The sequence below is a fragment of the Paenibacillus hodogayensis genome, assembly GCF_039536325.1.
In the GTDB taxonomy this organism is placed as follows: Bacteria; Bacillota; Bacilli; order Paenibacillales; family NBRC-103111; genus Paenibacillus_AB; species Paenibacillus_AB hodogayensis.
Genome location: NZ_BAAAYO010000010.1, coordinates 1,179,631 through 1,204,793 on the forward strand (window position 1 = coordinate 1,179,631; position 25,163 = coordinate 1,204,793).

Consider the following 25,163-nt stretch of genomic DNA (forward strand, 5'->3'; position numbering starts at 1 on the left):
TTGCAGCCGTTTCGGAATAGCAAAATGCGGGAATGCGTATCCTAACCCCATATGAGAAGGACACGAATGGTGAAAGGAGGCTGGGCGGATTTGAAAGGTGCAGGCGGATTAGGACGCAAAGCTGCCATGGCCTTATGCTGCATGCTGCTCTCAACGCTGCCGTTCGCAGCCGCGGGAGCGACGGCGGAACAGGCCCCGCAAGGACAGCCGGCCAAAGACATCAAAACCGAACTCACCGAACGCAAGCAGCTGTTTGACGAAGTGAGCGAGGTGACCGGCATTCCTTGGCATTATTTGGCGGCAATCGACCAGTACGAGCGGACGCTGACGATTGCCAACCCCAAGAAAAGGCCGCGGCGGGATGGGCTGATCGGCATTTATTATTCGGATCTCGAATGGGCAGGCCTCGCCAACCCGAACCACGAAGACCGCAACCCGCGGACGATCTCGCTGTTCGGCGGCAAGGGGCGGGACGGCTCGGGAGACGGCGTCGCCGACCGCGGCAACGATCTGGACGTGCTGTCTACGATGGCTTCCTACCTATTGAGCTACGGCACAGGCGAGGATCAGTTCAAACTGGCGCTGTGGAACTACTATCACAACCCGCGGAGCGTGGAGCGTATCGGGCAATTTTACCGCATTTATTCCGCTTTCGGACGGATCGATCTGCACGAGCACGCGTTTCCTTTGCCGCTAGGCGCGGAATATTCGTACCGCAGCACATGGGGAGCGAGCCGGGGCTGGGGCGGCCATCGGATTCACGAAGGAACCGACCTGTTCGCCGGGTACGGCGTCCCGGTGCGGAGCACCTGCTACGGAATCGTCGAGATCAAAGGCTGGAACCCTTACGGAGGCTGGCGCGTCGGCCTGCGCGACCTGAACAACGTCTACCATTACTATGCTCATCTATCGGGTTTCGAGAAGAAGCTTCAGCAGGGAGACATCGTCAAGCCCGGACAAGTGCTGGGCTGGGTCGGCAGCTCCGGCTACGGCAAGCCAGGAACGCAGGGCAAATTCCCGCCACATCTTCATTTCGGTCTGTACCGGGACAACGGCAAGACCGAATGGTCGTTTGACCCGTACTCTTATTTGCGCAAATGGGAGCGCGAGGATCGGCTGCGCAGCCAGAAAAAAAGCGGAAGCTCCTAGCGGCTGCGGCGCGTATCCCCATAGTCCGTTACGCCCCCAAGCTTGCCGGATACAGCATACGCTTCCCCTTAGGACTTGCAGAGACAAGCAAAAAGAAGCCCCTCCCGCTTTGTTATCGCGGGACGGGGCGTCTTGCCGTTGGCACGCTTATTTGACCGGGCCGGTGCTGCCCGTTCCAGCCGTAACGTCTTTGCCGGCGGCTCCCGCCTTCGCCGCGTCCGGACTGATCTGCGGAATCGCGATGCTCGGCGGCGCGGACGTCGTTTTGCCGGCCGGATTGCCCTTGCTGTCGTAATAATACATCGGCACGTCGCCGACAACCAGCACGTACGATATCGGAATTTCCGTCTCGACCACTTCCGGCTCGGAATCGAACGGAATAATGATCGCCACCTCGGCCGTAATCCGGATGTACACTTCCACCAAAATCATATTGATGCCCGCATCCTGCTGACGGGTGCTCAAATCGACCTTGACCGCCCCGACGGGCGTGAATTTGATCGGGATTTTCGGGCCGAAAGAAGCGATGATAGCGCTGTCCATCGCCTGCCCGACCGGAATATGCTCGGGGATTTCCTTGAGCTGGTTTAGCACATTCTGGACCGTGTTCACCGTATCCGCCGTTATCCGCATATGCTCCCCGTAGTTGAGCATAAAGCCGGTGATTTTGCCGTTCTTGTCCGTTCTCCAGTCGATCAGCTTGTCGAAGCTTTGCGCGCGCGAGATTTGATCCGTAATCGCCGAGTTGATCGCCTGGGTGGCAATTTGCTTGACGCGCAGCATGGCGACGTGCAGAAGCGGAGGACGCAAATTTTTCTCGATGTAGATGAACGATTGCAAGGAGAACAAAAAAAAGATCAGCAGCGCGATAAAAAAAGCTTTCCGTCTTCCTTTCTTGGTCGGCCGGCTCCGCCATCCGCGTCTTACCATGCAGCGTGTTCCTCCGATCCGTCAGACATCCTGTTCGTCCGTACAAGTGTATGCGGATGTCCACCAAAAAAGAAGAGATCCGCTCCGGACGGGAACGGGCCCGGCCAAAGAAGCGGATCTTCGAATACAGCGCGGCATTACGCCTTCGATTTGGCAAGCAAATACAGGAAGTAAGGAGCGCCGATGATGGCGACGACGATGCCTGTCGGAATTTCCGACGGCTGCAAAATCCAGCGCCCAATCGTATCGGCTACGATCAGCATCAGCCCTCCGGCGAGCGCCGATGCCGGCAGCAGCACCTGATAGCTCGGGCCTACGAGGCGCCGCGCCAGATGCGGGCCGATCAAGCCGACAAAGCCGATGCCCCCGCCCACGGCAACGCACGAGGCGGCCAGGGCGACGGCGGCGGACAGCATCTTCAGCCGTTCCCGCTCAAGCGGGGTGCCGAGACCGACGGCGGCTTGATCGCCAAGCTGCAGCACGTTGAAGACGCGCGACTTGTAGAACACGTACGGGAGCAGGATGACGATCCACGGCAGCAGCGCCAGCACGTACTTCCACGTCGTTCCCCATATGCTGCCAGCGAGCCATACTTGTACGAACTGAAACTGCTGCGGATCGAGCTTAATCGTCAGTACGATCATCGCCGCCGAGATGCCCGCCGCCACCGCGATACCGACGAGAATCAGCCGGATCGGCAGCAAGCCCTGGTGCCTCTTGTAAGCGAGCGAGAAGATCAAAGCTGCCGTCAAGCCGGCGCCGACCAAGGACAGGAACGGCAGCAAAAACACCGAGCTGATGCCGACCTTTTTCATAAAGGTAACGAACAGCACGACCGCGAGGCCCGCCCCGGCGTTGATCCCGAGTATGCCCGGATCGGCCAGCGCGTTGCGCGAAACTCCTTGCAGGATGCAGCCGGAGACAGCCAGCCCGGCGCCGACGAGCACCGAGATCACGATGCGCGGCAGCCGGAACTCGAACAGCACGAGATGCTGCTTGGCCGTGCCTCCGCCAAACAGCGTCTTGATCACTTCGATCGGCGTCAGCTTCATGTAGCCGGTATTCATGCTGATAATAAAGGCTACGATAATGAGCAGCCCGAGGACGGATAGTACGACCGTATATTTCAGCGCCTTCCGCTTGCGCTCGTTTTCCAAATAAGCGAGATCCATTACAGCCCCCTCCTTTCCCGACGCGCCAGGTACAGGAAGAAAGGTACCCCGATCAGCGCGATCAGCGCCCCGATGGGCGTCTCGTAAGGCGGGTTGATCATCCGCGCGGCCGTATCGGCCAGCACTGTCAGCAAGCTGCCGAGCACCGCCGAGCACGGGATAATCCATCGATAATTGACCCCGACCAAATACCGCGCCACGTGCGGAATAACCAGACCGATAAAACCGATCGAGCCGACAGCGGATACCGCCGCTCCCGCAAGCACGAGAACGAGCACCGACGCCGCCAGCTTCACCAAGCCGGTGCGCTGGCCGAGCGAGCTCGCGACCTCGTCGCCGAGACTGAGCAGCGTAATCGAGCGCGACAGGATAATGGCCCCTATCAGGCCGGCTCCGACCCACGGGAACATAATCTTCAACTGCAGCCACTTCGTTCCGGCCACGCCGCCCGCATACCAGAATGCCAGATCCTGTCCGATATGAAAATAGAGCGAAATGCCTTCGCTGATCGCCACCAGCAAAGCGCCTACCGCCGAACCGGCAAGCGCCAGCCGGACCGGACTCATGCCGCCCTTGGACATCGCCGAGATGCCGTACACCAGAAACATCCCGAGCGCCGCGCCGAGAAACGAATACAGAATCAGGTAGTAAAAAGGCAGGCCGGGGAATAGCGCAAAAATAAGCGCCAGCACGAAGCCCGCTCCGGCATTGATGCCGAGCAGTCCGGAATCGGCCAGCGGATTGCGCGTCATGCCCTGCATGATCGCCCCCGCTACGGCAAAGCTCGCTCCGACCAGCGCGCCGGCGAGCGCCCGGGGCAAGCGAAGCTCCTGAATAATCTGGTGCTGGGTCAGGTCCGGATTGAAGTGGAACACCGCCTCCCACACCGTCGCCAGCTTGATGTCGGCCGCCCCGACGGAGATAGACAAGGCAAGACCGAGCAAGAGCAAGCCGACGCCGCCTATCAGAATAATGGTCGCAAAGATCGGACGCGAGCGAATGGAAGCGACCGGATCGGCGGCTTTTTGCAATCGTGATGACATCGATTTCACCCTTATTTTATTTATGATAACGATTCTCATTTTCATGTAATATGGTATATCCGCAGCAGTCAAATGTCAATTTATTTCTGCGCGCAAACTAACATTTTTGGAATTGACGCGAATGGAGTACAATAGAGACAAGAAACGCACGGGCTCTTCTTACCGGACGAGCCGTGCTACGAATGCATAGGGGCTGAAATCGACGATGAAACAAAATACGCGACATCTCGCGGCGATCTCGCTGGCCGTTATGGCGGCCGGTTTTGTGGCGACGCTGCCTTTCGACGCGATCGGCTGGGTACGCTTTCTGCGCGGCGGCTTCGAGGCCGGTCTCGTCGGCGGGCTGGCCGACTGGTTTGCCGTTACGGCGCTGTTCCGGCACCCGCTCGGCATTCCGATTCCCCATACGGCGATTTTGCCGAACAACCGCGAGAAGGTGACGAAGGCGCTTGTCTCGACGGTGCAGAACGAGCTGCTCAGCAAGGACAGCATCCGCGACAAAATGAAGCAGTTCGCCATCGTCCGCAAGCTGATGGACGGCGTGGAAGCCCGTATCCGCACCGAGGAAGGCGTCAGGACGATCGTCGGCGTCAGCGACTTTGCCGTTCGCGCGTTCCCTTGGGACAAGCTCGCGCCCGTCCTTGAACGGGAAATCCGAAGCAGAGTTGAAGAGGTGGATCTGGCCGCCATCTCTTCGGGACTGGCCCAGTACGGATTCGCCAAAGATTGGGATGGCAAGGCGCTCGACTTCGTGCTGGATTTCGCGGAGGAGTATATCAACCGGGATTCGACCGTGCGGCAAATGGGAGCGATGGCCTCTGACGCAATCGGCCGCATTCAGGCGGGCGGGCTGATGGGGTTTGCTTTAAACGCTTTCGCCGGCTTTATGAGCGAGGATAAGCTCGGCGAGACGATCCGCCAGCTGCTGCAGACGCAAATCCGCGAGCTTCGGAACCCCCAGAGTGCAACCCGCGTCGGCATATCGGATACGCTGCGCTCGAAGCTCTTCGTCCTGCTGGAGCAGACGGAAACGAAGGAAGCGCTGGAAGGCTGGAAGCGCGAGATGCTGGAGCGGATGCGCCTGTCCGAAAACTTGACCTCCTTTCTCGAACAGACGCGCGAAAGACTGCTCGCTTACATTCATACGGAGGCGTACCCGACGCAGGTCGTCGCGCCCGTTCTGGAGGAAGCGATCGGACGGCTGAAGGAAGACGAAGCGAAGATCGGCCATATCGAAACGTTCGTCCAGGACAAGCTTGCCGAATGGGTCGAGCGCAACCATCATAAGCTCGGAACGCTGATCGAAGAAAACATTAGCAAGTACGATAACGAGACGCTGATCGCGATGATCGAGGACAAGATCGGCTCCGATCTGCAATGGATCCGCGTCAACGGAGCGATTTGCGGCTTCGTGATCGGCCTCGCGCTGACCGCCGTCCATCTGCTGTTCGCTTGAAAACCGGCTCGTCGCTAACAGTCCGGTGAATTAGTCCGCTACCCTACGCTCACTTATTCACCGGACTTCTAGCCGAGTCCGCACCAAAAAAGCTCCCCGCATCGTGTGCAATCGGCGGTTTTCCGCCCTGGCGCACGATATGGTGGGAGCTTTTTGCAATGCTATAGGTGTCTGCTGCTAATATTACAGTACGACCATCAAACCGGCTTTACGGCCTGAACGTAAACGGCCTCTCCCTGGAAGCTCGTCACGGCTCCCGCCTCGTCCGTCTGAATCGAGAAGCGGCGCCGGAACGGTTCGGGGGCGTTCGCCAAATCGTTAGCAAGCCGACTCACCGTCTGTTCCGGCACGCTGGCTCTGGCGCACCAATCGCGGAATTGAAACGGCTTGGGGAAGCAGACGAGAGACTCCAGGCGGTAGCCTGCCGCTTCCAGCATGCCGAGCCATTCCGATTTTTTCCATGCGCGCACATGGCTCGGATCGCGGAGCTTCTCGATCTCGTTGTAAAAGCGGTCGAAGTCGTCGGCCTCCGGAGCCGTATTATCGATCAGCAGCAGCTTGCCGCCGGGTTTTACGACACGGAACGACTCGCGGACGAAGGCGCTGACGTCGGGAAAATGATGCGCCGCGATGCGGCAAGTGACCAAGTCGAAAGCCGCGTCGGCAAAAGGCAGCCGTTCCGCGTCGCCCGGGATGAAATCGACGTTCTCGTGTCCGTTGCCGCGGATGAAGGCGGCCGCAGCCTCCAGCATCTCCGGCGTAAGGTCGGAGGCGACGACGCGGCACACCAAAGGTGCCAGCGCATTAGCCACATGCCCCCCTCCCGTGGCGATGTCGAGCACCTCCATATCGCGGTTCGCTTCCGCGGCGGAAACGAGCAGCGCCAAATCTTCGCCGCGCGCATGGCGCGCGCTCGTTACATAGCTGGACGCATTTTTGGAAAATTGCTGTTTGACTAGCTCCTTCAAGGAATCGCTCATAAACAGTCTCTCCCTCCAATGATATAGTTTCATCTAATGAAACTTCATCTCAACAAACGAAACTACAATCATTGTACTACAAGCGACCGTTTCTGAAAATGATTGTTTGCGCATTTTTTCGTAAAATGTAAGCCGGCCTCTGCCCGACTACCGACGATTCAGCCGGTAAAGTGATGGCGGGACGATTGTCCCCTTCCTCGCCACGCGCGCCACAGCGTATCGAGCAGCATCAGCCCCGCCCCGGCGGAAAGCGCCAGATCGGCGGCGTTCATAATGCCGTCTCCCGCTACCAGGTAATCGGTCACTTTTCCGAACAGCATACGGTCGATCGTATTGCCCGCCGCCCCTCCGAGCAGAACCGCCGTCGCCACGGTCAGCAGCGTTCCTTCGATATGGCCTCTACGCCGGGCGACCAGCAAGCCGGCGATAACGACGAGCCCAATGATCATAAAAACCGTGCCGTAGCCTTGAAACGAACTCCGCGCGGCTCCGCTGTTCTCATAGTGCGTCAATAAGACGGCACCGTTCCATAGCTCGGCCGACTGTCCGACCTCCAGGTACAGCCTGACGAGCGATTTCAACGTCTGATCCACAACCGCTACCGCCAGCGCAATCATATAAAACGCCAACATCTATCCCCTCCTTCGAAAATGAAAAAAGACGGCGCTCGGGAAAGCTGCCCGGACGGCCGTCTTGTTCGTACTTTACGCTTGCTTCACGCCTTCGATTTCCAGCGAGATTTTGATCTCGTCGCCAATCAGGACGCCGCCCGCTTCCAATACCGCGTTATAGCTCAGGCCGAAATCGCTGCGCTTGATTTTGCCTTTGCCGCTGAAGCCTACTTTCTCGTTCCCCCATGGGTCCTTGCCTGCGCCCTCGAACGTTACCTGGAACGTCTCCGGGCGGGTCACGCCGTGCAGGGAAAGATCGCCCGTTACGTCGTATTCCCCGTCGCCCTTGGCGGAAATACCGGTCGACTTGAAGCCGATCTTCGGATATTTCTCCGTATCGAAGAAGTCGGCGGACAGCAAGTGGGCGTCACGGTCTTTGTTGCGGGTGTCGATGCTGCTTACATCGATCGTAAACTCCACGGAGGCGGAAGTCAAATCTTGCGGGTCGGCATCGATCGTCGCTTCAAAAGAATGAAAGCTTCCCTTCACGTTCGCAATCATCATATGCTTCACCGAAAAATCGATACCGCTGTGAGTCGGGTCTACAGCCCAAGTCGTCTTTGCCATCTTCATTTTCCTCCTTATAATTAAACTTACTAATTATCATTAACTTACTTTTCATGTTGATAGCTCTATCATAGGGGATGCTGTTTGCTTTGTCAATCTTAAATTTGAGATTTTATTGTAAAGAAAACCCGAAAAAGGGTCATCTTGCTTCTCGACCCCTTTTGCGGGTTTCCTCGGATGATGATGAACTATACCGTGCGGCGCACCATGTCGGCGATATCCCGCTTTGTCGTATAACGCAGGTGACGGACGCCGAGCGCCCGGTATATCGTGCTGGAGCAGTCCGTACGGGTAACGGCGTGAATGGAACCGGTATTCCACGACTGGCACAGCTGAATGTAGCGGCAGCACAGGCTCATGCTATCCTCGAACAGAAATACTTTGCCAATCGGATAGTCGGGAGGCAGCCACGTGCTTTTGTCCCGCGTATCGACCGTAATAACCGGACTGATGCCGAGAGCCTCGATCCGGCTTCTTTCGTACGCATTATTGACGATCGCCGCATGAGGCAGTCCGCGCTCGCGCAGCTTGCACAAAAACAGCTCCCCGGCCCGATTCGGCGCGGCAACCAGAATGCGCGCCGGCGGAACCGAGACGGCTCGTAACAGTGTCAATCTAGTATGTCCCCCTTTGATCCCAAATATATCGAAACGAATAGCCGTTCCTTTTGGGTCGGCAGTCCGCTATTCCCGAACGGCGATGTAATCGGGGCGAGGCGCTTGGCCGGAGTAAGGCTCGACCAGCCTGTTCTCCGTACTGTTGAAGACAAGGAACACGTTACTGCGCGGGTAAGGCGAAATGTTCGAGCTGGAGCCATGCATCACATTGCAATCGAACAACAGCACCGAGCCGGCCTTACCGACCGGAGCGACGATGCCTCCCTCGGCGGCAAGCCGCGACAGACTGTCCGGATCGGGAACCCCGTACTGCTGCTTGCGCAGCGAATCCAAGTAATGCCCTTCCGGCGTACGCCCTACGCAGGAAACGAAGCGGCGGTGCGAGCCGGGAATGACCATCAGCGGGCCGTTGAAGGCGTAGTTGTCCTCCAAGGCGATCGAGCAGCTCAGAGCCCTCATGCGCGGCATACCATCCTCCACATGCCACGTTTCGAAATCCGAATGCCAGTAGAAATCTTTGCCCGTAAAACCCGGCTTGAAATTGATGCGCGATTGGTGCACGTAAAACGAGCTGCCCAATATTTGCCGGACGATCGCAGTCAGCCGTTCGTGCGCGGCCGTCTGCCGGAATACCGGGGAATCGCGATGTACGGCGAAGACGGACCGAACCGCGTTGCTGTCCGGCTCGCGAATGACTTCGGGCCGTTCGTCGTCCGCCGCCTCCCTCCATACCCGCTTCAGCTCGGCTCGCATCGTCTCCACTTCCTCGGCCGAGAAGAAATTTTCGAGGAATAGATAGCCGTCCTTCTCGTAATCGTCAAGCTGCGCCGCGTTCACGAAAGGCTGACGGACGACCTTGTCGTAGACGACCGGATCGTCCCGCTCCAGAAGAACAGGCTCCGGTCCGACCCGCGACGGGTAAGCGTCCGGCTCTCCGAGCGCATAGGACCCGTCGGCGTCGTGCGTCTCCGTGCCCGCGCACGGCGGGTTGAATACGCAGACGACCCGCAAAGCCGTTTTGCTGCGCAGCTTGTGCTTCTCGTGCCCGTCGAGCACGTACAGCGTTCCGGGCTTCACCGGATACGTGCGGTTTTCGTCCAGAACCTCCAGTTCGCCTTCCCCCTCGATGCAGTAGACCGCTTCAACGTGGTTTTTGTACCACATCTCGGTTTCCGTTCCAGGCTTCATGGTGGTATCGTGCAGCGAGAACCCCGCTCCGTCGCGCCGCAGCAGCAGACGCCGGCTAAACCAGGTAGCCGTATCCACATCGTGTTCCGTTCCGACGACATCCTCCAGTTGTTTGACGATCATATGCGTGCTCCTCCCATTCCCGCTGCCGCTTTCGGCGCGATTTTGATGCTCCGGCGGTTGTTCGCCGTTTCCTCCACGCTTTGCTCCAGCAGCCGCAAGCCTCTCAGCAGAGACGCTTCGTCAATCGTAAGCGGCGGCATCACCTTGGCGACCTCGCCGTCCGTTCCGGACGTCTCCATAATGAGCCCCCGCCGGAATGCCGCCCGGCATACGTCCTCGGCCACGCCGTTTTCCGGAAAATACAGGCCCTGCATGAGCCCGCGTCCCTTCCTCTTCCCTTGAAGTCCGGGATGTCTGGCAGCGATCTCCTTCAGGCGAGCCTCCAGCAGCGCGCTTTTGTCGGCAAGCCCTGCCTCGAATTCGCCGTTCTCCCAGTAACGCAAAGCTTCAGCCGCACAGACGAAGGCCAGATTGTTGCCGCGGAACGTGCCGTTATGCTCGCCCGGCTCCCAGACGTCCAGCTCGGGCTTCATCAGCGTGAGCGCCATCGGCAGGCCGTAACCGCCGATCGATTTGGACAGGCAGACGATGTCCGGCTGCAGCCCGAACGGCTCGAAGCTGAAAAAGCTGCCGGTCCGGCCGCATCCCATCTGCACATCGTCGACGATCAGCAGAATGCCGTGCTTGCGGCATAACGTCTCCAGCCTGACGAGCCACTGCGCTCCGGCCGCGTTCAAGCCGCCTTCCCCCTGCAGCGTTTCGACGATAACGGCCGCCGGCAGCGAGACGCCGGAGCCGCTGTCGCTCAAGTAGCTTTCCAGATAGGCAATCGTATCCGCGTCCTTCCCCAAGTACCCGTCGAACGGCATCGATGCCGCATATGGAAGCGGAACACCGGCGCCTTGCCGCTTGAACTTGTTGCCGGTTACGGAGAGCGCCCCGAGCGTCATCCCGTGAAACGCATTCGTAAAGCCGATCACGTCGGTCCGTCCCGTCACCTTGCGGGCCAGCTTCAGCGCGGCCTCTACCGCATTAGCGCCGGTCGGCCCGGGGAACATGACTTTGTAATCCAGCCCCCTAGGCTGTAAAATGATGCGGCGAAATCGCCGGAGAAAGCGCTCCTTCGCTTCCGTCGCCATATCGAGGCTGTGGCTGATGCCGTCCTCCGCGATGTACCGGATGAGCTTCTCCTTCAGCATCGCGTTGTTATGGCCGTAGTTCAGCGCCCCAGCCCCGGCGAAAAAGTCCAAATACGCCTTTCCTTCCGAATCCCAAATCGTCCAATCAATCGCCTTGCGGAACACCGCCGGGAACGAACGGCAGTAGCTCCTCACCTCGGACTCCATCTCTCCGAATATCCCCGGAAGGCCTTCCGTTTGAAGCAATCCTTTGTTCGTCATTGGCGTGGTCCCCCTTTTTAAATGATTCATTTAATGATCAGGCTTGAGCCGTATGCGGAGCAGCGGCTCGGCCTCGTGGCCCTGTTCGGGAAACGCTTCGGCGGCGAAGCCTTCTCCGGCAATGGTCTCGCATGGCGCGCCCCGGTCGCGGGCCAACGCTTCGAACAGCCGTCTGGACAGAGCGTTGTTCGGCGAAACCGTAGCCTCCAGCCGCTCCGCCCGTCGTCCCGCCGGCAGCTCCAGCAGGCGGCGGAGCAGCGCTTTGGCTACGCCCCGCCCCCGCGCTTCCGGGGCGACCGCGATCTGCCAGACGAACAGCGCTCGGCTGTCCGTCGGCGGAACGTAAGCCGTCACGAAGCCTTGGATACGCCCTTCGCGCTCGGCGATCAGGCACGTTTCGGCAAAATGAAGAAACAGCAGCATGTAGCAGTAGGCCGAATTGGCGTCCAGCGCCCCGCTTTCCTTGACGAGACGCCAGACGGCTCCTGCGTCTCCCGGGGTCGGCTTGCGGTACACAATGCTTGAAGACGGCTCTGTTGTTTGCATAGCGGATTCGCCTCCTTTCCCTTTCATCAACGGCTGCGGAACCGTGAAAGGAACGATTGCAGCCGTTCGCTCTCTGGCCGCTCGAACAGCTCTTCGGGTGGTCCCTGCTCGACGATCAGCCCTCCGTCCGTGAAAATGACCCGGTCCGCCACATCGCGGGCAAAGTCCATTTCGTGCGTAATGAGCAGCATGGTCATCGAGCTCTCCTCGGCCAACTGCTTAATAACCTTAAGCACTTCTCCGACCAGCTCCGGGTCGAGCGCCGACGTCACCTCGTCGAACAGCATCACCTTGGGCTTCATAATAAGCGCCCTTGCTATGGCGACGCGCTGCTTCTGGCCGCCGGACAGCTGGCTCGGATAGGAATCGGCTTTGTCCCTCAAGCCCACCTTGTCGAGCAGCTCCAGCGCCTCTTCTTCGGCTTGCGCCTTCGGCATGCGCAGCACATGGATCGGTGCCTCGGTCACATTGCGGACGATGGTCATGTGCGGGAACAGGTGAAAATGCTGGAATACCATGCCGATTGCGCTGCGCACCCGGTGCAGATGCTTTTCGTCCGCCCGAACGAGCCGGTCTTTGACGCGGCGGTGCCACAGCAGCTCCCCTTCCACTTCAACGGTGCCGCCTGTCGGACGCTCCAGCGTCATCAGAATGCGCGCAAGCGTCGTTTTGCCCGAGCCGCTCGGACCGATTACCGCCACCTTTTCGCCCGCGTGCAAGTCCAGATCGATGCCTCTCAGCACCTCGATCTCGCCGTACGATTTGCGGATACCGCGGTAGCGAACGACGGGCGGCTCCCCCGCCTCCCGGCGGGCCGTTTCAGCCATCGAGGCCGCTTCGTTCACGGGCCATCCCTCCTTTCTTCGTGTACCTCCCCGTCTGCCTCTTGCGCCTCAGTCCGTTCTCCAACTGCTTCAGCAGCAGCGACGAGCCGTAGCTGAGCAGGAAGAAAAGCACGCCTACCAAGGTGAATGCCTCGATATACCGGAAGGAAACGGAGCCGAGCGACTTCGCTTTTTGCAAAATTTCCACAAGCGTAATCGCCGACAAGATCGGCGTTTCCTTGAACAGCACGATTAAATAATTGCCCATGACCGGCAAAACGGGCGGCACCGCCTGCGGAATAATAAGCCTCATCCACGTTTGCCGCGGGGTGAAGTTGAGCGCCTTCGCCGCTTCCCATTGGCCGGCCGGCACCGCCTCGATGCCGGAACGGTACACCTCGGCCATATAGGCCGCATAATGAATTCCGAGTCCGAGCACCCCTGCCGCAAAAGGCGACAGCCTCACGCCATACAGCGGCAATGCGTAAAACAGCAGCAGCAGTTGGATCAGCAGCGGGGTCGAGCGGATCAGCTCCAGCGCAAGAGACACCGTCCGAGACAGAGCTTTGTGTCCGGAACGCTTGCCGAGCGCAAGCGGCAGGCCGAGCACGACCGCCAGGGCGAAGCCGCACAGCGCCGCCGCAATCGTTACCGGCAGGACGGCGAGCAGCTCGGGCAAAATCGTCCAGGCGTAATCCCAGCTCCACTTCATGCGCCCACCCTCCCTGCCGGAAAGCGCCGCTCCAGCAGCCGGACGACGAGCAGCAGCAGCTGGGCGATCAAGAAGTACAGAAGCAGAATCAGCCCGAAGATGAGCGTCGTCCGGGACATATCGTACGTTCGCAGCAGCATGCCCTGGTACGTCAGCTCACCAAGCGTGATCAAGGAGACGAGGGACGTGCCCTTCAGCAGCTCGATCTGCAAATTGCCGAGCGACGGCAGGGCGATGGCCAGCGCCTGCGGCCCGATTATGCGCCGGAGCCGTTGGAACGGCGACATATTCAAGGCAATCGCCGCCTCCGTCTGCCCCTTAGGCACCGCCTCCAGAGCGCTGCGGACGACCTCAGAGCCGTAGGCGCCGTAGTTCAGACCCAACGCCAGCACCGCAACCGTCAGGACCGGCAGGCGAATGTCGAGCAGCAGCGGGAAGGCGTAATAGAGCCAGAACAGCTGCACCAGAAGCGAAGTGCCGCGAAACGTCTCGACGTAAGCAGCCGCCAGAACGCGTACCGCCTTCCAGCGGGAACGTCTCAGCAGAGCGGCAAGCACGGACATAAGCAGCGCCGCGGCCGTGGCCAGCACGGTCAGCTTCAGCGTAATTAGCGTTCCCGTCCGCAGCGCCGGAAGCAATTCGGCTATAGCCGACGTCATTGCGCCAGCTCCGAGGCAGCCGCCGTTCCGGGAAGCTCGGCTTCAGTAAACCCGAACGGCTTCAACAGCTCCAGCAGCTCGCCCGACGTCTTCAGCTTCTCGAGCTCTTCGTTATACGCTTGGACGAACTCGGCATCCTCCGGGCGGAATGCGGCGGCGCCGTAACCGCGTACGCTTTTGCCGTCAATCGTCGGCTGTTCGAATTCAAGCACCCGCTCCAGCTTGTCGTCCTTCGCCGAATCGAGCATCGCTTGCAGCGCCGGGCCGGTCATGGTCGCTGCCTGTACGCGGCCGGCTTGCAGCGCCGAGATGACGGACGGCTGATCGGGCACCGTGACGATCTGCTCCTTGGCTACGCCCGATTTCAGCAAATATTGTTCTTCTATGGCGCCGACCATGACGGCGACCTTGGTGTCTTTGTTGGCGGCTATGTCCGCATAGCTCGCTAGGCCGGCCGGATTGCCCTTCTGCACGGCAACCGCCTGCCCGATGCTGTATTCCGGATTCGCAAATAGCACTTCCTTGCTGCGCTCCGGCGTAATAAACATCCCTGCTGTAATAATGTCGAACCTCTTGGCGTTCAAGCCGGGAATGAGGGCGCTGAACTCGGTCAGCACGCCGTTCATTTCCTTAATGCCCAGCCTGCTCAGAATGACTCTGGCTACCTCGACTGCCTCGCCGGTTAGCTTGCCGTCGGGCGTAGCGTAGGCGTATGGGGTTTCATTGGCGAAGCCTACTGTCACAAACCCGTTTTTCCGGGCCTGTTCGAGCGTGGACGCGGCACCGGACGCCTGCTTGGTTCCGACAGCGCCGGTATCGTCCGGTGTGGAACCGCCGGCGCATCCCGCCGCCGCAATGCTGCCGAGCAGTAGCGTCAGCAGCAGACCTAACCCTTTTTTCATCCGATAACTCCTCCGTATCCGTACCGATTTCGGGGCCCCATACAAGGGTAACACGATCGCTCCGCTTCGCTCACCCCGGCTCACGCCCAGTGAGCGGCCTTGAGGCCCGCTCTCCTTCCTTCAGACGAGATTACGGAACGAATATGGTAAAATCCCCCCACATCCATACAAATACTCCCATTCCCTCCCATTCGGCCGATTCGCAGCTTGGAGGAAAAACGAAAAACCTGCGGGGGTTTCCCGCAGGGACATCTACTATTTAATCCGGTTAAAGACCGCATGGCACATGGAATCATTCGTTCTGCCAGACTTCGTTTTATCCCGCATCCGACAACCTCACCGGGCCGCAGGCTTATCCCACCCGAAGGAAAATCGCGTCAGTCGGCGACGACCGGGGCCCGCTTTCCTTCATGCACCAGCAGTTGAAAGACGTCCGGTCGCGAATAATGGCCGACCGCGTCGAAATCGAAGCGGCTGCGCGTCACCTCGGACATATCGAGCTCGGCCACCAGCAGCCCTTCCCGATCGTATAGCGGAGGGACGACATAATCGCCCAGCGGACCGACTATGGCGCTTCCGCCGCGGGACAGCACCTCGTCCGCTTCGGCGATATCCGCGTAGCAAGCCAGCTCCGACGGATAGGCCGCCTTCGTCGCGTATTGATTGCTGGAGACGACGAAGCACCGGCCCTCGCAAGCAATATGCCGCAGCGTCGCTTGCCACGTATCCCGCGCATCGGCCGTCGGCGTCACGAGGATGTCGATCCCTTTGGCGTACATCGCCGTACGGGCGAGCGGCATATAGTTTTCCCAGCAAATCAGTCCGCCGATACGCCCGAACGGCGTGTCGATCACCGTCAGCGTACTTCCGTCCCCCTGGCCCCAAAGCAGCCGCTCCGCTCCGGTCGGCACCAGCTTGCGGTGCTTGCCGAGCAGCGAACCGTCCGGTCCGAAGTAGACGATCGAATTGTACAGCGTAGAGCCGCTAAATTCGCTGTCCCGCTCGACCGTCCCGATTACGAGATACAGCCCGGTTTGTTTGGCAATGCGCCCGATCGCCTCCGTATCGCCGCCCGGAATTTCAATCGCGCTGTGCCAATACTTCTCCCAGTCCTGTCGTCCCGCCGCGCTTCGGCTCCCCACTGGCGCCCCGAAATAAAGCCCGCGAGGATAGCCTCCTATGAACACCTCCGGGAACACCGCCATACGGGCCCCTTCCTCCGCCGCCTGCCGCGCCCACTTCCCGATCAGTTCGAGCGCGGATGCCTTGTCGAACAATACCGGCGCCGCCTGCACGACAGCTACGCGCACCTGTCCTTTGCCCATTGCCGCTTCCTCCTTGCCGTTATCCGATTTGTCTCCATCATAAAGAAGGAACCCGCCCTCGTAACCGTCCATTCGGCATGAATTTGCACCAGCCACCCGCCGTGGTATACTTATCCAATCGAGTAAGATTGAGCGGGTGAGGTACATGTGGAAACCGGATCGGAGCAGTTCGGTCGCGCTGTTCCAGCAAATTGCCGACGAAATCGAACGCCGTATCGCCTGCGGCGAATTTCCCCCCGGCTCGGCGCTGCCTTCCGAACGGAAGCTGGCCGAGCAGGCGGGCGTCAATCGGAGCACCGTTATGCAAGCCTACGCGGAGCTGCGGTCTGCCGGCATCATCGAAAGCGCCACAGGAAGCGGTACCCGGGTCAGCAACTTCCGGCTCGGGCCGAGAGAAAATGCACCGAATTGGAGAAACTATCTGGAAAGCGGCACGTTTATGCCCAATCTGCCGACGATGCGCCGCATTCGCTCCGAGCTGAGGAAGGATGCTCCGCTCATCGATTTTGCCAGCGGGGAGCTAAGTCCCGATCTGTTCCCGCGTCAGGCCGTGCAGCAATTGCTGCGCGATACGCCCTTCACCCCGGAGCTGGGCTACGACGATCCGCAAGGCTATTCGCCGCTCAGGCAGGCGCTCGTCGGTTTGCTGAAGGACAAGTTGAACGTAAACGTCACAGAGTCGTCGATCCTGATCACGTCCGGCTCCCAGCAGTCGCTTTACCTGATCGCCCAGTGTTTGCTGAGCCCCGGTGACGCCATCGCTGTTGAGGACCCGTCCTATTGCTATTCACTGCCCATGTTCCGTTCGGCCGGACTGCGCGTATTTCGCCTGCCCGTCGATCCCGAGCGCGGCGTCGATCCGGACAATATCGAGGCTTTGCACCGCGAGCACCGGCTGAGAATGATATTCGTCAACCCCGGCTTTCAGAATCCAACGGGGACGGTGTTGCAGGCCGAGCGGCAATTGCGCCTGCTGCAGGTCGCAGCCCAATGGGGCATCCCGATCGTCGAGGACGATCCGTTCAGTCTGACCGCTTTCGATGGAACGCCTCCCCGGCCGCTAAAGTCGCTCGATACGAACGGTCAGGTGCTGTATATCGGCTCCTTGTCCAAAATCGCCGCCTCCGGCTTCCGGATCGGCTGGCTCGCCGCCCCCGGCTCGGTCATCAGCCGGTTGGCCGACGCCAGGCAGCAGATGGACTTCGGATTGAGCGTCATCCCGCAATGGACGGCCGCCGAGTTCGTCCGGTCCGGATACTTGCATAGCCATCTCGAACGGCTGCAGACCGCCCTTTTTCATAAAATGCACCGGCTCGCCTCGGCCCTGCGCGAGCATCTGCCCGGCCTCGTCTCTTTCCGGCTGCCGGATGGCGGACTCAACCTGTGGTGCAAGCTAGACCCCGGCATCGATCCGGACAAACTGCTGGAGGAAGCGGTCAAGCGCGGCGTCATCTACGTGCCCGGCACCGTATTCGGCTCGGAGCGCGGATGGATCCGGCTCAGCTACGCGAGACCGGCGGCCGAGCAGATCGAGCCGGGCGTGCGGCTGCTGGCGGAAGCGGTCCGCTCCTTATAGCGGCTGGTCCGCAGCAGGCCGATTGGCTGGTTCAAACGCCAGCCAACTGGATGGTTACACGTACCGCTTTTCTTGCTAGGCTTAACGTATCTCACCAAGTAAAAGAGGGGATAATATGGCTGTATACGTCACGATCATCATTCTGTTTGCCGCCATTTCCGGGGTTGCCACCATCCTGATCGGCAATTCGAAGCAGAATAAGGAAGGCAATCCGGAGTATGAGAAAAAAACGGGCGGAAATATGACTCGACTGACGCTTATATACGTGATCGCCGCCATCATCGGGATTGCGATTTTAATTTATGCGATGAATTAAACGGACCCATAGGTTCGTTACGCCAAAAACCGGCCGCAGGAGGAAATTCTCCGGGCCGGCTTTATTCATTTATTGGATGTCTGGTCCAAGAAGAAATCGCCAAGCATTAGACCAGACCCGTGCTCTATTTTCAAGCAAACTAACTGAGTATGGCGGGTGGTTTATACGCTTGCAACGATGCCAAGCAAACCGTCGTGAATCAATCGGTTGCTCGCTACCAGCGTAGTGTCGGATAGACGGTAAGGGCGTCCCTCATCCGTCGTTACGACTCCGCCCGCTTCGCTCAAAATGACGATGCCGGCCGCGGCATCCCACGGATAAAGTCCGCCGTGCCAAAATCCGGTCAGTTTCCCCGAAGCGACCATGCAAAGGTCCAAGCTCGCCGCTCCCATGATCCGCATGCTGCGGGACGTCCCGACTACCCGTCCGATCTGCTCGACGACTCCGGAGCCCGGTCTCCATTCCGACGCTTGGAAGCCGGTTGCAAGCAATGCGTCGCCAAGCGCGGCTTCGCTCCCGACCTGAATGCGTTCGCCGTTGACGTACGCGCCTCCGTTCAGGCGAGCGGTAAACATCTCATCCGTTAAAGGGTTGTAGACGACACCGGCCACCGGCACGCCATCCTTCACAATGCCGATTGAAATGGCGAAGTGCGATGTGCCGTGTATGAAATTGATCGTCCCGTCGATCGGATCGATGATCCATCCGTAGCCTGCGGGCGGCTCTTCACATACGCCAAAAGGGTCGTTTGCGCCGTCGCTCTCCTCCGACAATATCCAATGGTCGGGATAATCGCGTCCGATCCGTCCTCTCAGCAGCTTTTCGCTACTGACGTCCGCCTCCGTCACGAGATCGGAACGATTCACCTTTTGCTGGATGCCATAAGGCTTGTTCATGAGGCCCGCAACCAACTCGCCCGCTTCCCGAGCGTACAGGGCAGCGGATTGTACTAGCAATTCCTCCATCGGTTTGACGCCTCCATCAAGTGCTATTTCAGATATCCATACGATCAAGAGCCAACTTCCACGCGAATCGGACCGTCTGCAAGGAGCCTGCTTTCTCCCGGCGGCACATTGCCGGTCAACCAATAAGCGAAGCCGGCCGAAGCGCGCAGCTCCTCCCAATACGGCCGGAAAGGCTGTCCGCGCTCTTCGCTGACCGGAATGACGCCTAGCTTCGGTTTGATCAGTTCCAGCAGTCGGACGTTCAAGCCGTCGCTCATTCCGTGATGAGCGACTTTCCATATTTGGCATTGCAAATTCGTCCGCTTCGCCAGACGCTCCCACCCCGGCTCAAGCTGATCGCCGCCGAAAAGAACTCCGCCCTCCTCCAGGCTCTCCTCCGTTAAGCGATATACGGAGCTGTCATGATTGGACAGGTCGAAGAAGCTTTCCAGCGCAACCATCCCCTCGGCCGAATGATCCCCGACCGCCTTCGCCAACACTTCCCATGCCGGAAGAGGGTCTCCTTCCCACGGGTACAGATGACGCAGCGTGACTCCGGCTTCCGACCAAACGACAGAACTGTCCTCGCTATTCAAGCGGCTGCGCCACTTAATCTCCGTCCCCTGCTCCTCCAGCACGCGAATCAGCTCCATATAAGAGAACAGCATGCCGTAGACTCCCCTCGCTTGCGGAGTCCCGAGCGTTTCGGCCAGCTCCTGTGGAGGAAGCTCCAACGGCTCGTATGGGAGAATCGCCTTGTCTACCCGAAGCGCCTTCGCAATATCGAGCAGCCCGTTCAAATGATCCTCATGGATATGGGTCAAAATCATCCAATCCAGCTTCAGCTTCCCGTTGCGAATCATCCAAAGCAGCGGATGGTCTTGTTCGGAATCGACGGAACCGTCCCCGCCGTCGATTAAGGTTAGCTGGCCGGAAGGATGATGAATGAGATGGGCATCCCCCCAGCCTACATTAAGAAATTGCACGGTCGCCTTGCTCATCCTGCGCCTCCTTCGCCTCGGCGGGCAAAATATGAATGCTTCGTTTATCGACGCTCATGCCGACCTTCCCCTGCAAATACCCCCGCAGACTCGGACTGGAATCGTCGACGGTCCATTCGAAAGAGTCGGCGCTTACGCCGTAGCGAATCATGTGCCCGAGAAAGCTGCTGCGGACAATGTCCCCGCTCCAGGCGTTGAAGGAGATGCCGACATCGCTAGACGGCTGCGACACCGCTATACATTCCGGCCTGATGACCAGCGTTACCTGGTCTCCCGTTCGGAACGAGCCTCCGTTGCCGGCAACCCGGAATAGCTGTTTATGGCAGCGCACGATGATATCCCCTTCCTCCAAGCCGGCAACCGTACCGTGGAGAAAGTTTGCCGTACCCACGAAGTCCGCCACAAACCGGCTGTTCGGCTTGAAGTAAATGTCCCATGGCGTGCCGATCTGACGTACAAGGCCCTGCTGGAACACCGCAATCCGGTCCGACAAGGACAACGCCTCGTCCTGATCGTGCGTGACGAAGATTGCGGTCACCCCGGTGCGCTGCTGGAGCTCGCGAAGCTCGCTTCTCACTTCAACTCTCATCTTGGCGTCGAGGTTGCTGAGCGGCTCGTCCATCAGCAAAATGTTTTGGCCGATCACCAGCGCCCTGGCGAAAGCTACCCGCTGCTGCTGGCCGCCGCTCAGCTCCTTCGGGAGTCGGCTTTCCATGCCGCGGAGTCCGAACATGTCCAGCATCTCTTCTACCTTTCGCCGAATGACGGTCCGCTCCGTCTTCCTTAGCTTAAGCCCGTAGGCGATATTATCGAACACCGTCATATGAGGAAACAGCGCATATTCCTGAAACACAAGCGGCGTATTTCTTTTGAAGGCGGGCTTTCCGTTAACCCGGCTTCCTTCGATGAAAATTTGCCCCGCATCCGGCTCGTAAAATCCCGCAATCAGCCTCATCAGCGTCGTTTTGCCGCAGCCGCTCGGGCCGAGCAGCGTCGTGAAGCTGCCCTTCTCAATATCGAGCGATACTTGGCGCACCGCTTGAAACGCACCAAACGATTTGCTCACCTGATCGATCCGAATGATGCATTCTTCCGAATGTATACTCATGCTGCCGCTCCCTCCAGCTTATAACTCCATGGAATGTCCCCGCCTTTTCAGCGTCAGAAAAGCGGCCCCCAAGATGGCGAAGGCTATAATAATCAACGCTCCGGTGAGCGCGGACGCGCTTCCCCAGGCGCCGTTCTGAACGAGGCCCAGAATGGAGATCGTCCCGACCGACGTCTTTGCGGAATAGAGGAAAATGATGACGCTTAAGCAAGTGACGGAGCGCAGGAACGACATGACCATCCCGGACAGAAACGGCCCCCTCAACAGCGGCAGCAAAATATGCCTGAACGTGCCGAAGCTGCCTGCGCCCAAATTGTACGAGGCCTCCTCCAGCGAAGTTCCGATCTGCTGAAGTCCGGCAAGATTGGAGCTGTAGCAGACCGGCAAATTCCAGAACATCAAGGCCACAATCATAATGGCGGACGTTCCCGTAAACGCCAGCGGCGGTTCGTTAAACGCCATAGCGAAGCCAAGACCGAGGAATACGCCGGGCACCGCCCCTGGCAGTAGAGCGATGAAATCGAGAATCCGGTTCACCCCGATCCGTTTCCTTTGCACCGCATAAGCGAGCGGCAAAGACAACAACGAAGCCGCCAACGCCGAAGCGACCGCATAATTAATGCTGTTGATCATCTCCCGCCGCTTGTCGAACACGTAGTACATATTTTTCAAGGTAAACGACCAATCGTAGCCCCATACCTTGGTGAAAGCTCCATAGAACAACACGCCGTACACCGTCAAGACAAAGAGAGACACCAGCAAACAGAAGGAGAACAGCCCCCACTTCACATAGAGAGGCACGGGATAATGCGGCAAAGAAGTTTCTTTGCCTGTAACCGTCACGTAGGATCGCCGTCCGACCCAATACCGGTTGAGCATAAACAGGCATAGGGCGGGAACGAGCAGCGCGGTAGACAGCGCCGCTGCCATCGGCAAATTATACAGACCCGACATCTGCATGTAGGCTTCGGTCGGAAGCAGCGTATAATTGCCGGCAATAATAATCGGATTGCCGAAGTCGGCCAGAACGTTCATCGCCGCGATCAGGGCACCGCCTGCAAGGCCCGGCTTGCTGAGCGGAAGGACGATATCCTTGAACACCTGCCAGCGGCTTGCCCCCAAATTGTAAGCGGCATATTCCAGGCTGACGGAGCCCGTCCTCATCACGCCGTACAGAACGGTGAACGCATATGGAAAAAACGTAATCGTCTGCACAAGCCATAACCCGTGCCAGCCGTAAATGTCCGTATTTAAATGAAGAATTTGCTTCGTTACGATCCCTTGCCGGCCAAATAACAAAATGTAAGACAAGGCTACGATGAACGGCGGCGAAACGATCGGCAGTATGGTCACGAATCGGAACAGTCCCTTCAGCGGGACGTTCAATCTGGTCAAGGCATACGCAAAGGCAAAGGCGATCGCCGTGCAGGACAAGGTCGAAATCGCCGTCATAAACATGCTGTGAAGGAACGCATCGGTCCACCTGGAGTTGGTGAACAATGTCCAATAATCGGAGAGCCGGGGAAGACTGACCACCTTCAGGACCGGCCAAATGACGAAATAAAGCGTAACGATCGCAGCAGCAGCCAGAACGACTGCAAGCGCCGGCTCATTCTTGATCCGCTTCAGATCCTCCCATGCTTCGCTAAGAGAAGAAATCAAGAACATTTCCGCCTTTCCAAATAAACTAAACATGGTGCGGGAGAGAAGCTTCATTCCCTCCCGCCTAACGGTTGCAAAGTACTATTGCTCGGCGGCGGCTATTTAGCGCCAATCATATCCGTAAACTTTTTCACAACTTCTGCCTTCATCTCGGAAGCCTTGACTCTGTCGTAGTTGACCAGCTTGACGTCCTCGATTTTGATCATGCCAGCCGGCGGCTCCACGTCCTTGCGCACGGAATAGCGGTTTGACAGCTTCGTGTTCATTTCCCCTACCGGCTTCGTGAGCAGCCAGTCGATAAACTTTTTGGCATTGTCGGCGTTTGGTCCGCCCTTGACGACAGCGGAGCCGCCGATTTCAAAAGCTGTTTGCTCCGGAACGATAACCTTGATCGGATAGCCCTGCTTGGCCGATTTCACAATATCGTGAGCCCAGGACATGCCGGCTACGAACTCTCCCGTTGCCGTCAGATTAATGCCGTCCACGGCACCCTGCGTGTAGTGATGCACATTGCCGTGAAGCTTCTTCAAGTAGTCCCAGCCTTTCTCTTCGCCGAGGCGGAACAATTGGTCCGCTGCGAAAATGTAAGCTCCTCCCGCCGTCGCCGGGTTGGAAGTAATGAACTGCCCTTTGTAGTTCGGATCGAGCAGATCGTCCCACGTTTTGGGCTCCTTCACACCCTTCGGCTCCAGCTCCTTCTTGAAGCGATCCGTGTTCAGCACGATACCGAGCACGCCCATGTACCAGCCCTGCCAGTAACCGTTCGGGTCATTGAACTGGCTGTCGATTTCCTTCGCATTCGGCGAAGTGTATTTCTCAAGCAGCCCCTGCTGTCCGAGAGGATCATAGAACTCGGAAGACCCGCCGATCATGATGTCGGCTTTGGGGGAAGCCTTCTCCGCCTGAATGCGGGTGCTCGCTTCTCCCGGACCGCTAAGACGCAAATACTCGATGTCGATCCCGGTGTCTTCCTTGAACTTCTTCTGGATCTGGATGATGTCATCTTCGTTCATGGCCGCGTATACGACCAGCTTCTTCGATGCGGCCGGCGTTTCCGGCTTTGCCGCGGGTGACTGCGTTGCTCCGGCCGGTTCGGCTGAAGCCGGAGCTTTCCCGCCGCTGCCGCTGCTGCCGCATCCCGTCAAGATCGAAAAGGCGGCAAGTAAAACGACTGATGATGCAACCATCCATTTGCTGCTCCAACTCCGTTGCATAATGGGCCTCCTTAAATATCTTCGTCTAGCTGTCTGACATCTTCAAGGATAGCTCCGGATTATTAGGCGAACGTCAAATGGGCATGAAGAATTTATTAAAGGTGCTGCTAGTCGCGTTTCATATACAGCTTGATGACGTCCGTCTTCAAGTAGTCGAACGAATAAAAGACCGGCTTATCCGCATCGTCGTAATGAAGCTGCTTTAACAGCACGATCTGGCTGCCCAGCACGTCTTCGGCTTTCCGGTCCATCTCATTGTCGCGGTTCAACGCGCTGATTTCGGTAATGGCGTACGAAATCGAGATGCCCATCCGGCTTCGCAAATAATCGAAGATGGCTCCGGAGAAGCCGTCGCTGAAATGGTCCGCAGCCAAGCTTTGCGGAAAGATGTTGTAATAAAATGCGACCTTGCGGCTGTCCGCCGTTCTGGAGCGTTCCAGCACGACTACCGGCTCTTCGATGTTCAGCAGCGCCTTCCAATCGTCCTCCGGCTCCCGCGTATATTGCCTTACGTCCGTTTCGCTAACCACATAGCCTCCGTTCTTGATCATTTGTCCGAGACTTTGCAGCTTGTTGAGCGGGTTCAGTATAAAATCCGTCTGGCTGCTGACGTACGTTCCGACTCCGTTTCTGCTGATCAGCACTTTCTCTCGCTGCAGCATCTTCAGCGCCTCCCGCAAAGTCGGACGGCTGACCTCAAACTTTCGGGCAAGCTCCGGCTCGGAAGGAAGGCGGTCGCCCGGTCTCAATTCTCCGCTGCTGATGCTTTGTTCAATCTGTTCCTTCACTTTAAGATAGAGCAGTTTCTTCTCCATGCTTGTCGTTTATTTCCTTTCGTTATTGGATGGTGAGCATTCACAACGCCGCTGCGTGCGGAGTCCCGCACATTGCTGTCTGACAACATGAGTATACTTCCAAATTGTTAACGTAGTGTCATGGCTCCGAAATGATCGGCAATTCCAAACAAAATAAAGAAGGCAATGTAACTGCCCATTATTGGAGTTGCTAGTCTGATTTATGCCATAAATTAAACAACTAAAGCAACGGAATATATGCTAAACGAAACGGTAGCGTTGCTACGCAAAAAACCGGCTGCAGAGGAAAACCTCCGAACCGGTTTTTATTCATCCGTTGAATT

The 25,163-nt window shown here is 58.3% G+C and carries 25 protein-coding genes; 4 read left to right on the forward strand and 21 right to left on the reverse strand.

All coding sequences use genetic code 11. The annotated features are described in order from the left end of the window. The first annotated feature begins 141 nt into the window (after positions 1–141). Positions 142–1,149: a M23 family metallopeptidase gene (locus ABD796_RS24030; protein ID WP_379117169.1), complete on the forward strand. Its 1,008-nt coding sequence runs from the start codon at positions 142–144 to the stop codon at positions 1,147–1,149. A gap of 147 nt (positions 1,150–1,296) precedes the next feature. On the opposite strand, the gene yunB is transcribed toward ABD796_RS24030, so the two are convergent. From yunB to ABD796_RS24045, 3 genes are all read right to left on the reverse strand, one after another. Further along, positions 1,297–2,079: a sporulation protein YunB gene (gene yunB / locus ABD796_RS24035; protein ID WP_344912686.1), complete on the reverse strand. Its 783-nt coding sequence runs from the start codon at positions 2,077–2,079 to the stop codon at positions 1,297–1,299. Between the two features lie 137 nt (positions 2,080–2,216). After that, positions 2,217–3,251, reverse strand: a complete 1,035-nt coding sequence (locus ABD796_RS24040) for a FecCD family ABC transporter permease (RefSeq protein WP_344912688.1) — start codon at positions 3,249–3,251, stop codon at positions 2,217–2,219. Next, positions 3,251–4,294 carry a FecCD family ABC transporter permease gene (locus tag ABD796_RS24045; RefSeq protein ID WP_344912690.1) on the reverse strand — a complete coding sequence of 348 codons (1,044 nt, stop codon included), beginning with the start codon at positions 4,292–4,294 and terminating at the stop codon, positions 3,251–3,253. The genes ABD796_RS24040 and ABD796_RS24045 overlap by 1 nt, the downstream gene beginning before the upstream one ends. Before the next feature lie 205 nt (positions 4,295–4,499). Between ABD796_RS24045 and ABD796_RS24050 the strand changes: the two genes are divergently transcribed. Further along, the gene (locus ABD796_RS24050; RefSeq protein WP_344912692.1) at positions 4,500–5,750 is read left to right on the forward strand and encodes a DUF445 domain-containing protein; all 1,251 of its coding nucleotides are present in this window, start codon (positions 4,500–4,502) and stop codon (positions 5,748–5,750) included. A 197-nt stretch (positions 5,751–5,947) separates the two neighbouring features. Here the strand turns inward: ABD796_RS24050 and ABD796_RS24055 are convergent, their stop codons facing one another. The 12 genes from ABD796_RS24055 to ABD796_RS24110 all read right to left on the reverse strand — a co-directional run bounded on the left by ABD796_RS24055 (position 5,948) and on the right by ABD796_RS24110 (position 16,204). After that, entirely contained in the window at positions 5,948–6,730 is a 783-nt protein-coding gene (locus ABD796_RS24055) for a class I SAM-dependent methyltransferase (RefSeq protein ID WP_344912694.1), read from the reverse strand. Positions 6,731–6,888: 158 nt separating this feature from the next. Further along, positions 6,889–7,362: a signal peptidase II gene (locus ABD796_RS24060; RefSeq protein ID WP_344912696.1), complete on the reverse strand. Its 474-nt coding sequence runs from the start codon at positions 7,360–7,362 to the stop codon at positions 6,889–6,891. Between the two features lie 72 nt (positions 7,363–7,434). Next, complete coding sequence (locus tag ABD796_RS24065) at positions 7,435–7,968, reverse strand: YceI family protein (RefSeq protein ID WP_344912698.1); 534 nt, start codon at positions 7,966–7,968, stop codon at positions 7,435–7,437. Positions 7,969–8,156: 188 nt separating this feature from the next. Further along, the gene (locus tag ABD796_RS24070; RefSeq protein ID WP_344912700.1) at positions 8,157–8,582 is read right to left on the reverse strand and encodes a hypothetical protein; all 426 of its coding nucleotides are present in this window, start codon (positions 8,580–8,582) and stop codon (positions 8,157–8,159) included. Between the two features lie 69 nt (positions 8,583–8,651). Beyond that, on the reverse strand, positions 8,652–9,896 hold the full coding sequence (thpD, locus tag ABD796_RS24075) for an ectoine hydroxylase (RefSeq protein ID WP_344912702.1): 1,245 nt from the start codon (positions 9,894–9,896) through the stop codon (positions 8,652–8,654). Then, positions 9,893–11,236: a diaminobutyrate--2-oxoglutarate transaminase gene (gene ectB / locus ABD796_RS24080; RefSeq protein WP_344912704.1), complete on the reverse strand. Its 1,344-nt coding sequence runs from the start codon at positions 11,234–11,236 to the stop codon at positions 9,893–9,895. Before ectB ends, thpD begins: the two co-directional genes overlap by 4 nt. Positions 11,237–11,266: 30 nt before the next feature. Then, entirely contained in the window at positions 11,267–11,782 is a 516-nt protein-coding gene (ectA, locus tag ABD796_RS24085; RefSeq protein ID WP_344912706.1) for a diaminobutyrate acetyltransferase, read from the reverse strand. Between the two features lie 26 nt (positions 11,783–11,808). Further along, positions 11,809–12,609, reverse strand: coding sequence for an ectoine/hydroxyectoine ABC transporter ATP-binding protein EhuA (ehuA, locus tag ABD796_RS24090; protein ID WP_344912952.1), 801 nt, complete (start codon positions 12,607–12,609; stop codon positions 11,809–11,811). Beyond that, entirely contained in the window at positions 12,602–13,318 is a 717-nt protein-coding gene (ehuD, locus tag ABD796_RS24095) for an ectoine/hydroxyectoine ABC transporter permease subunit EhuD (protein ID WP_344912709.1), read from the reverse strand. Before ehuD ends, ehuA begins: the two co-directional genes overlap by 8 nt. Then, positions 13,315–13,977, reverse strand: coding sequence for an ectoine/hydroxyectoine ABC transporter permease subunit EhuC (ehuC, locus tag ABD796_RS24100; protein WP_344912712.1), 663 nt, complete (start codon positions 13,975–13,977; stop codon positions 13,315–13,317). Before ehuC ends, ehuD begins: the two co-directional genes overlap by 4 nt. Next, a complete protein-coding gene (ehuB, locus tag ABD796_RS24105; RefSeq protein WP_344912715.1) occupies positions 13,974–14,879 on the reverse strand; it encodes an ectoine/hydroxyectoine ABC transporter substrate-binding protein EhuB in 906 nt (301 codons plus the stop codon). Before ehuB ends, ehuC begins: the two co-directional genes overlap by 4 nt. Positions 14,880–15,256: 377 nt before the next feature. Next, on the reverse strand, positions 15,257–16,204 hold the full coding sequence (locus ABD796_RS24110; RefSeq protein ID WP_344912718.1) for a carbon-nitrogen hydrolase family protein: 948 nt from the start codon (positions 16,202–16,204) through the stop codon (positions 15,257–15,259). A 145-nt stretch (positions 16,205–16,349) separates the two neighbouring features. Here ABD796_RS24110 and pdxR point away from each other — a divergent pair, with 145 nt between their 5' ends. Together pdxR and ABD796_RS24120 are read left to right on the forward strand one after the other, a co-directional pair. After that, entirely contained in the window at positions 16,350–17,780 is a 1,431-nt protein-coding gene (gene pdxR, locus ABD796_RS24115) for a MocR-like pyridoxine biosynthesis transcription factor PdxR (RefSeq protein ID WP_344912720.1), read from the forward strand. A gap of 115 nt (positions 17,781–17,895) precedes the next feature. After that, positions 17,896–18,096, forward strand: a complete 201-nt coding sequence (locus ABD796_RS24120; RefSeq protein WP_344912723.1) for a hypothetical protein — start codon at positions 17,896–17,898, stop codon at positions 18,094–18,096. A 161-nt stretch (positions 18,097–18,257) separates the two neighbouring features. Here ABD796_RS24120 and ABD796_RS24125 read toward each other — a convergent pair whose 3' ends face one another. The 6 genes from ABD796_RS24125 to ABD796_RS24150 form a co-directional block, all read right to left on the reverse strand. Further along, positions 18,258–19,061, reverse strand: coding sequence for an inositol monophosphatase family protein (locus ABD796_RS24125; protein ID WP_344912725.1), 804 nt, complete (start codon positions 19,059–19,061; stop codon positions 18,258–18,260). A 44-nt stretch (positions 19,062–19,105) separates the two neighbouring features. Then, positions 19,106–20,041, reverse strand: coding sequence for a ComEC/Rec2 family competence protein (locus tag ABD796_RS24130; protein WP_379117076.1), 936 nt, complete (start codon positions 20,039–20,041; stop codon positions 19,106–19,108). Next, a complete protein-coding gene (locus ABD796_RS24135; protein ID WP_344912727.1) occupies positions 20,013–21,149 on the reverse strand; it encodes an ABC transporter ATP-binding protein in 1,137 nt (378 codons plus the stop codon). Before ABD796_RS24135 ends, ABD796_RS24130 begins: the two co-directional genes overlap by 29 nt. A gap of 18 nt (positions 21,150–21,167) precedes the next feature. After that, positions 21,168–22,811, reverse strand: coding sequence for an ABC transporter permease (locus ABD796_RS24140; RefSeq protein WP_344912729.1), 1,644 nt, complete (start codon positions 22,809–22,811; stop codon positions 21,168–21,170). Between the two features lie 98 nt (positions 22,812–22,909). Further along, positions 22,910–24,025, reverse strand: a complete 1,116-nt coding sequence (locus ABD796_RS24145; protein ID WP_344912731.1) for an ABC transporter substrate-binding protein — start codon at positions 24,023–24,025, stop codon at positions 22,910–22,912. 107 nt (positions 24,026–24,132) lie between these two features. After that, complete coding sequence (locus ABD796_RS24150) at positions 24,133–24,840, reverse strand: GntR family transcriptional regulator (protein ID WP_344912733.1); 708 nt, start codon at positions 24,838–24,840, stop codon at positions 24,133–24,135. Positions 24,841–25,163 lie beyond the last annotated feature (323 nt).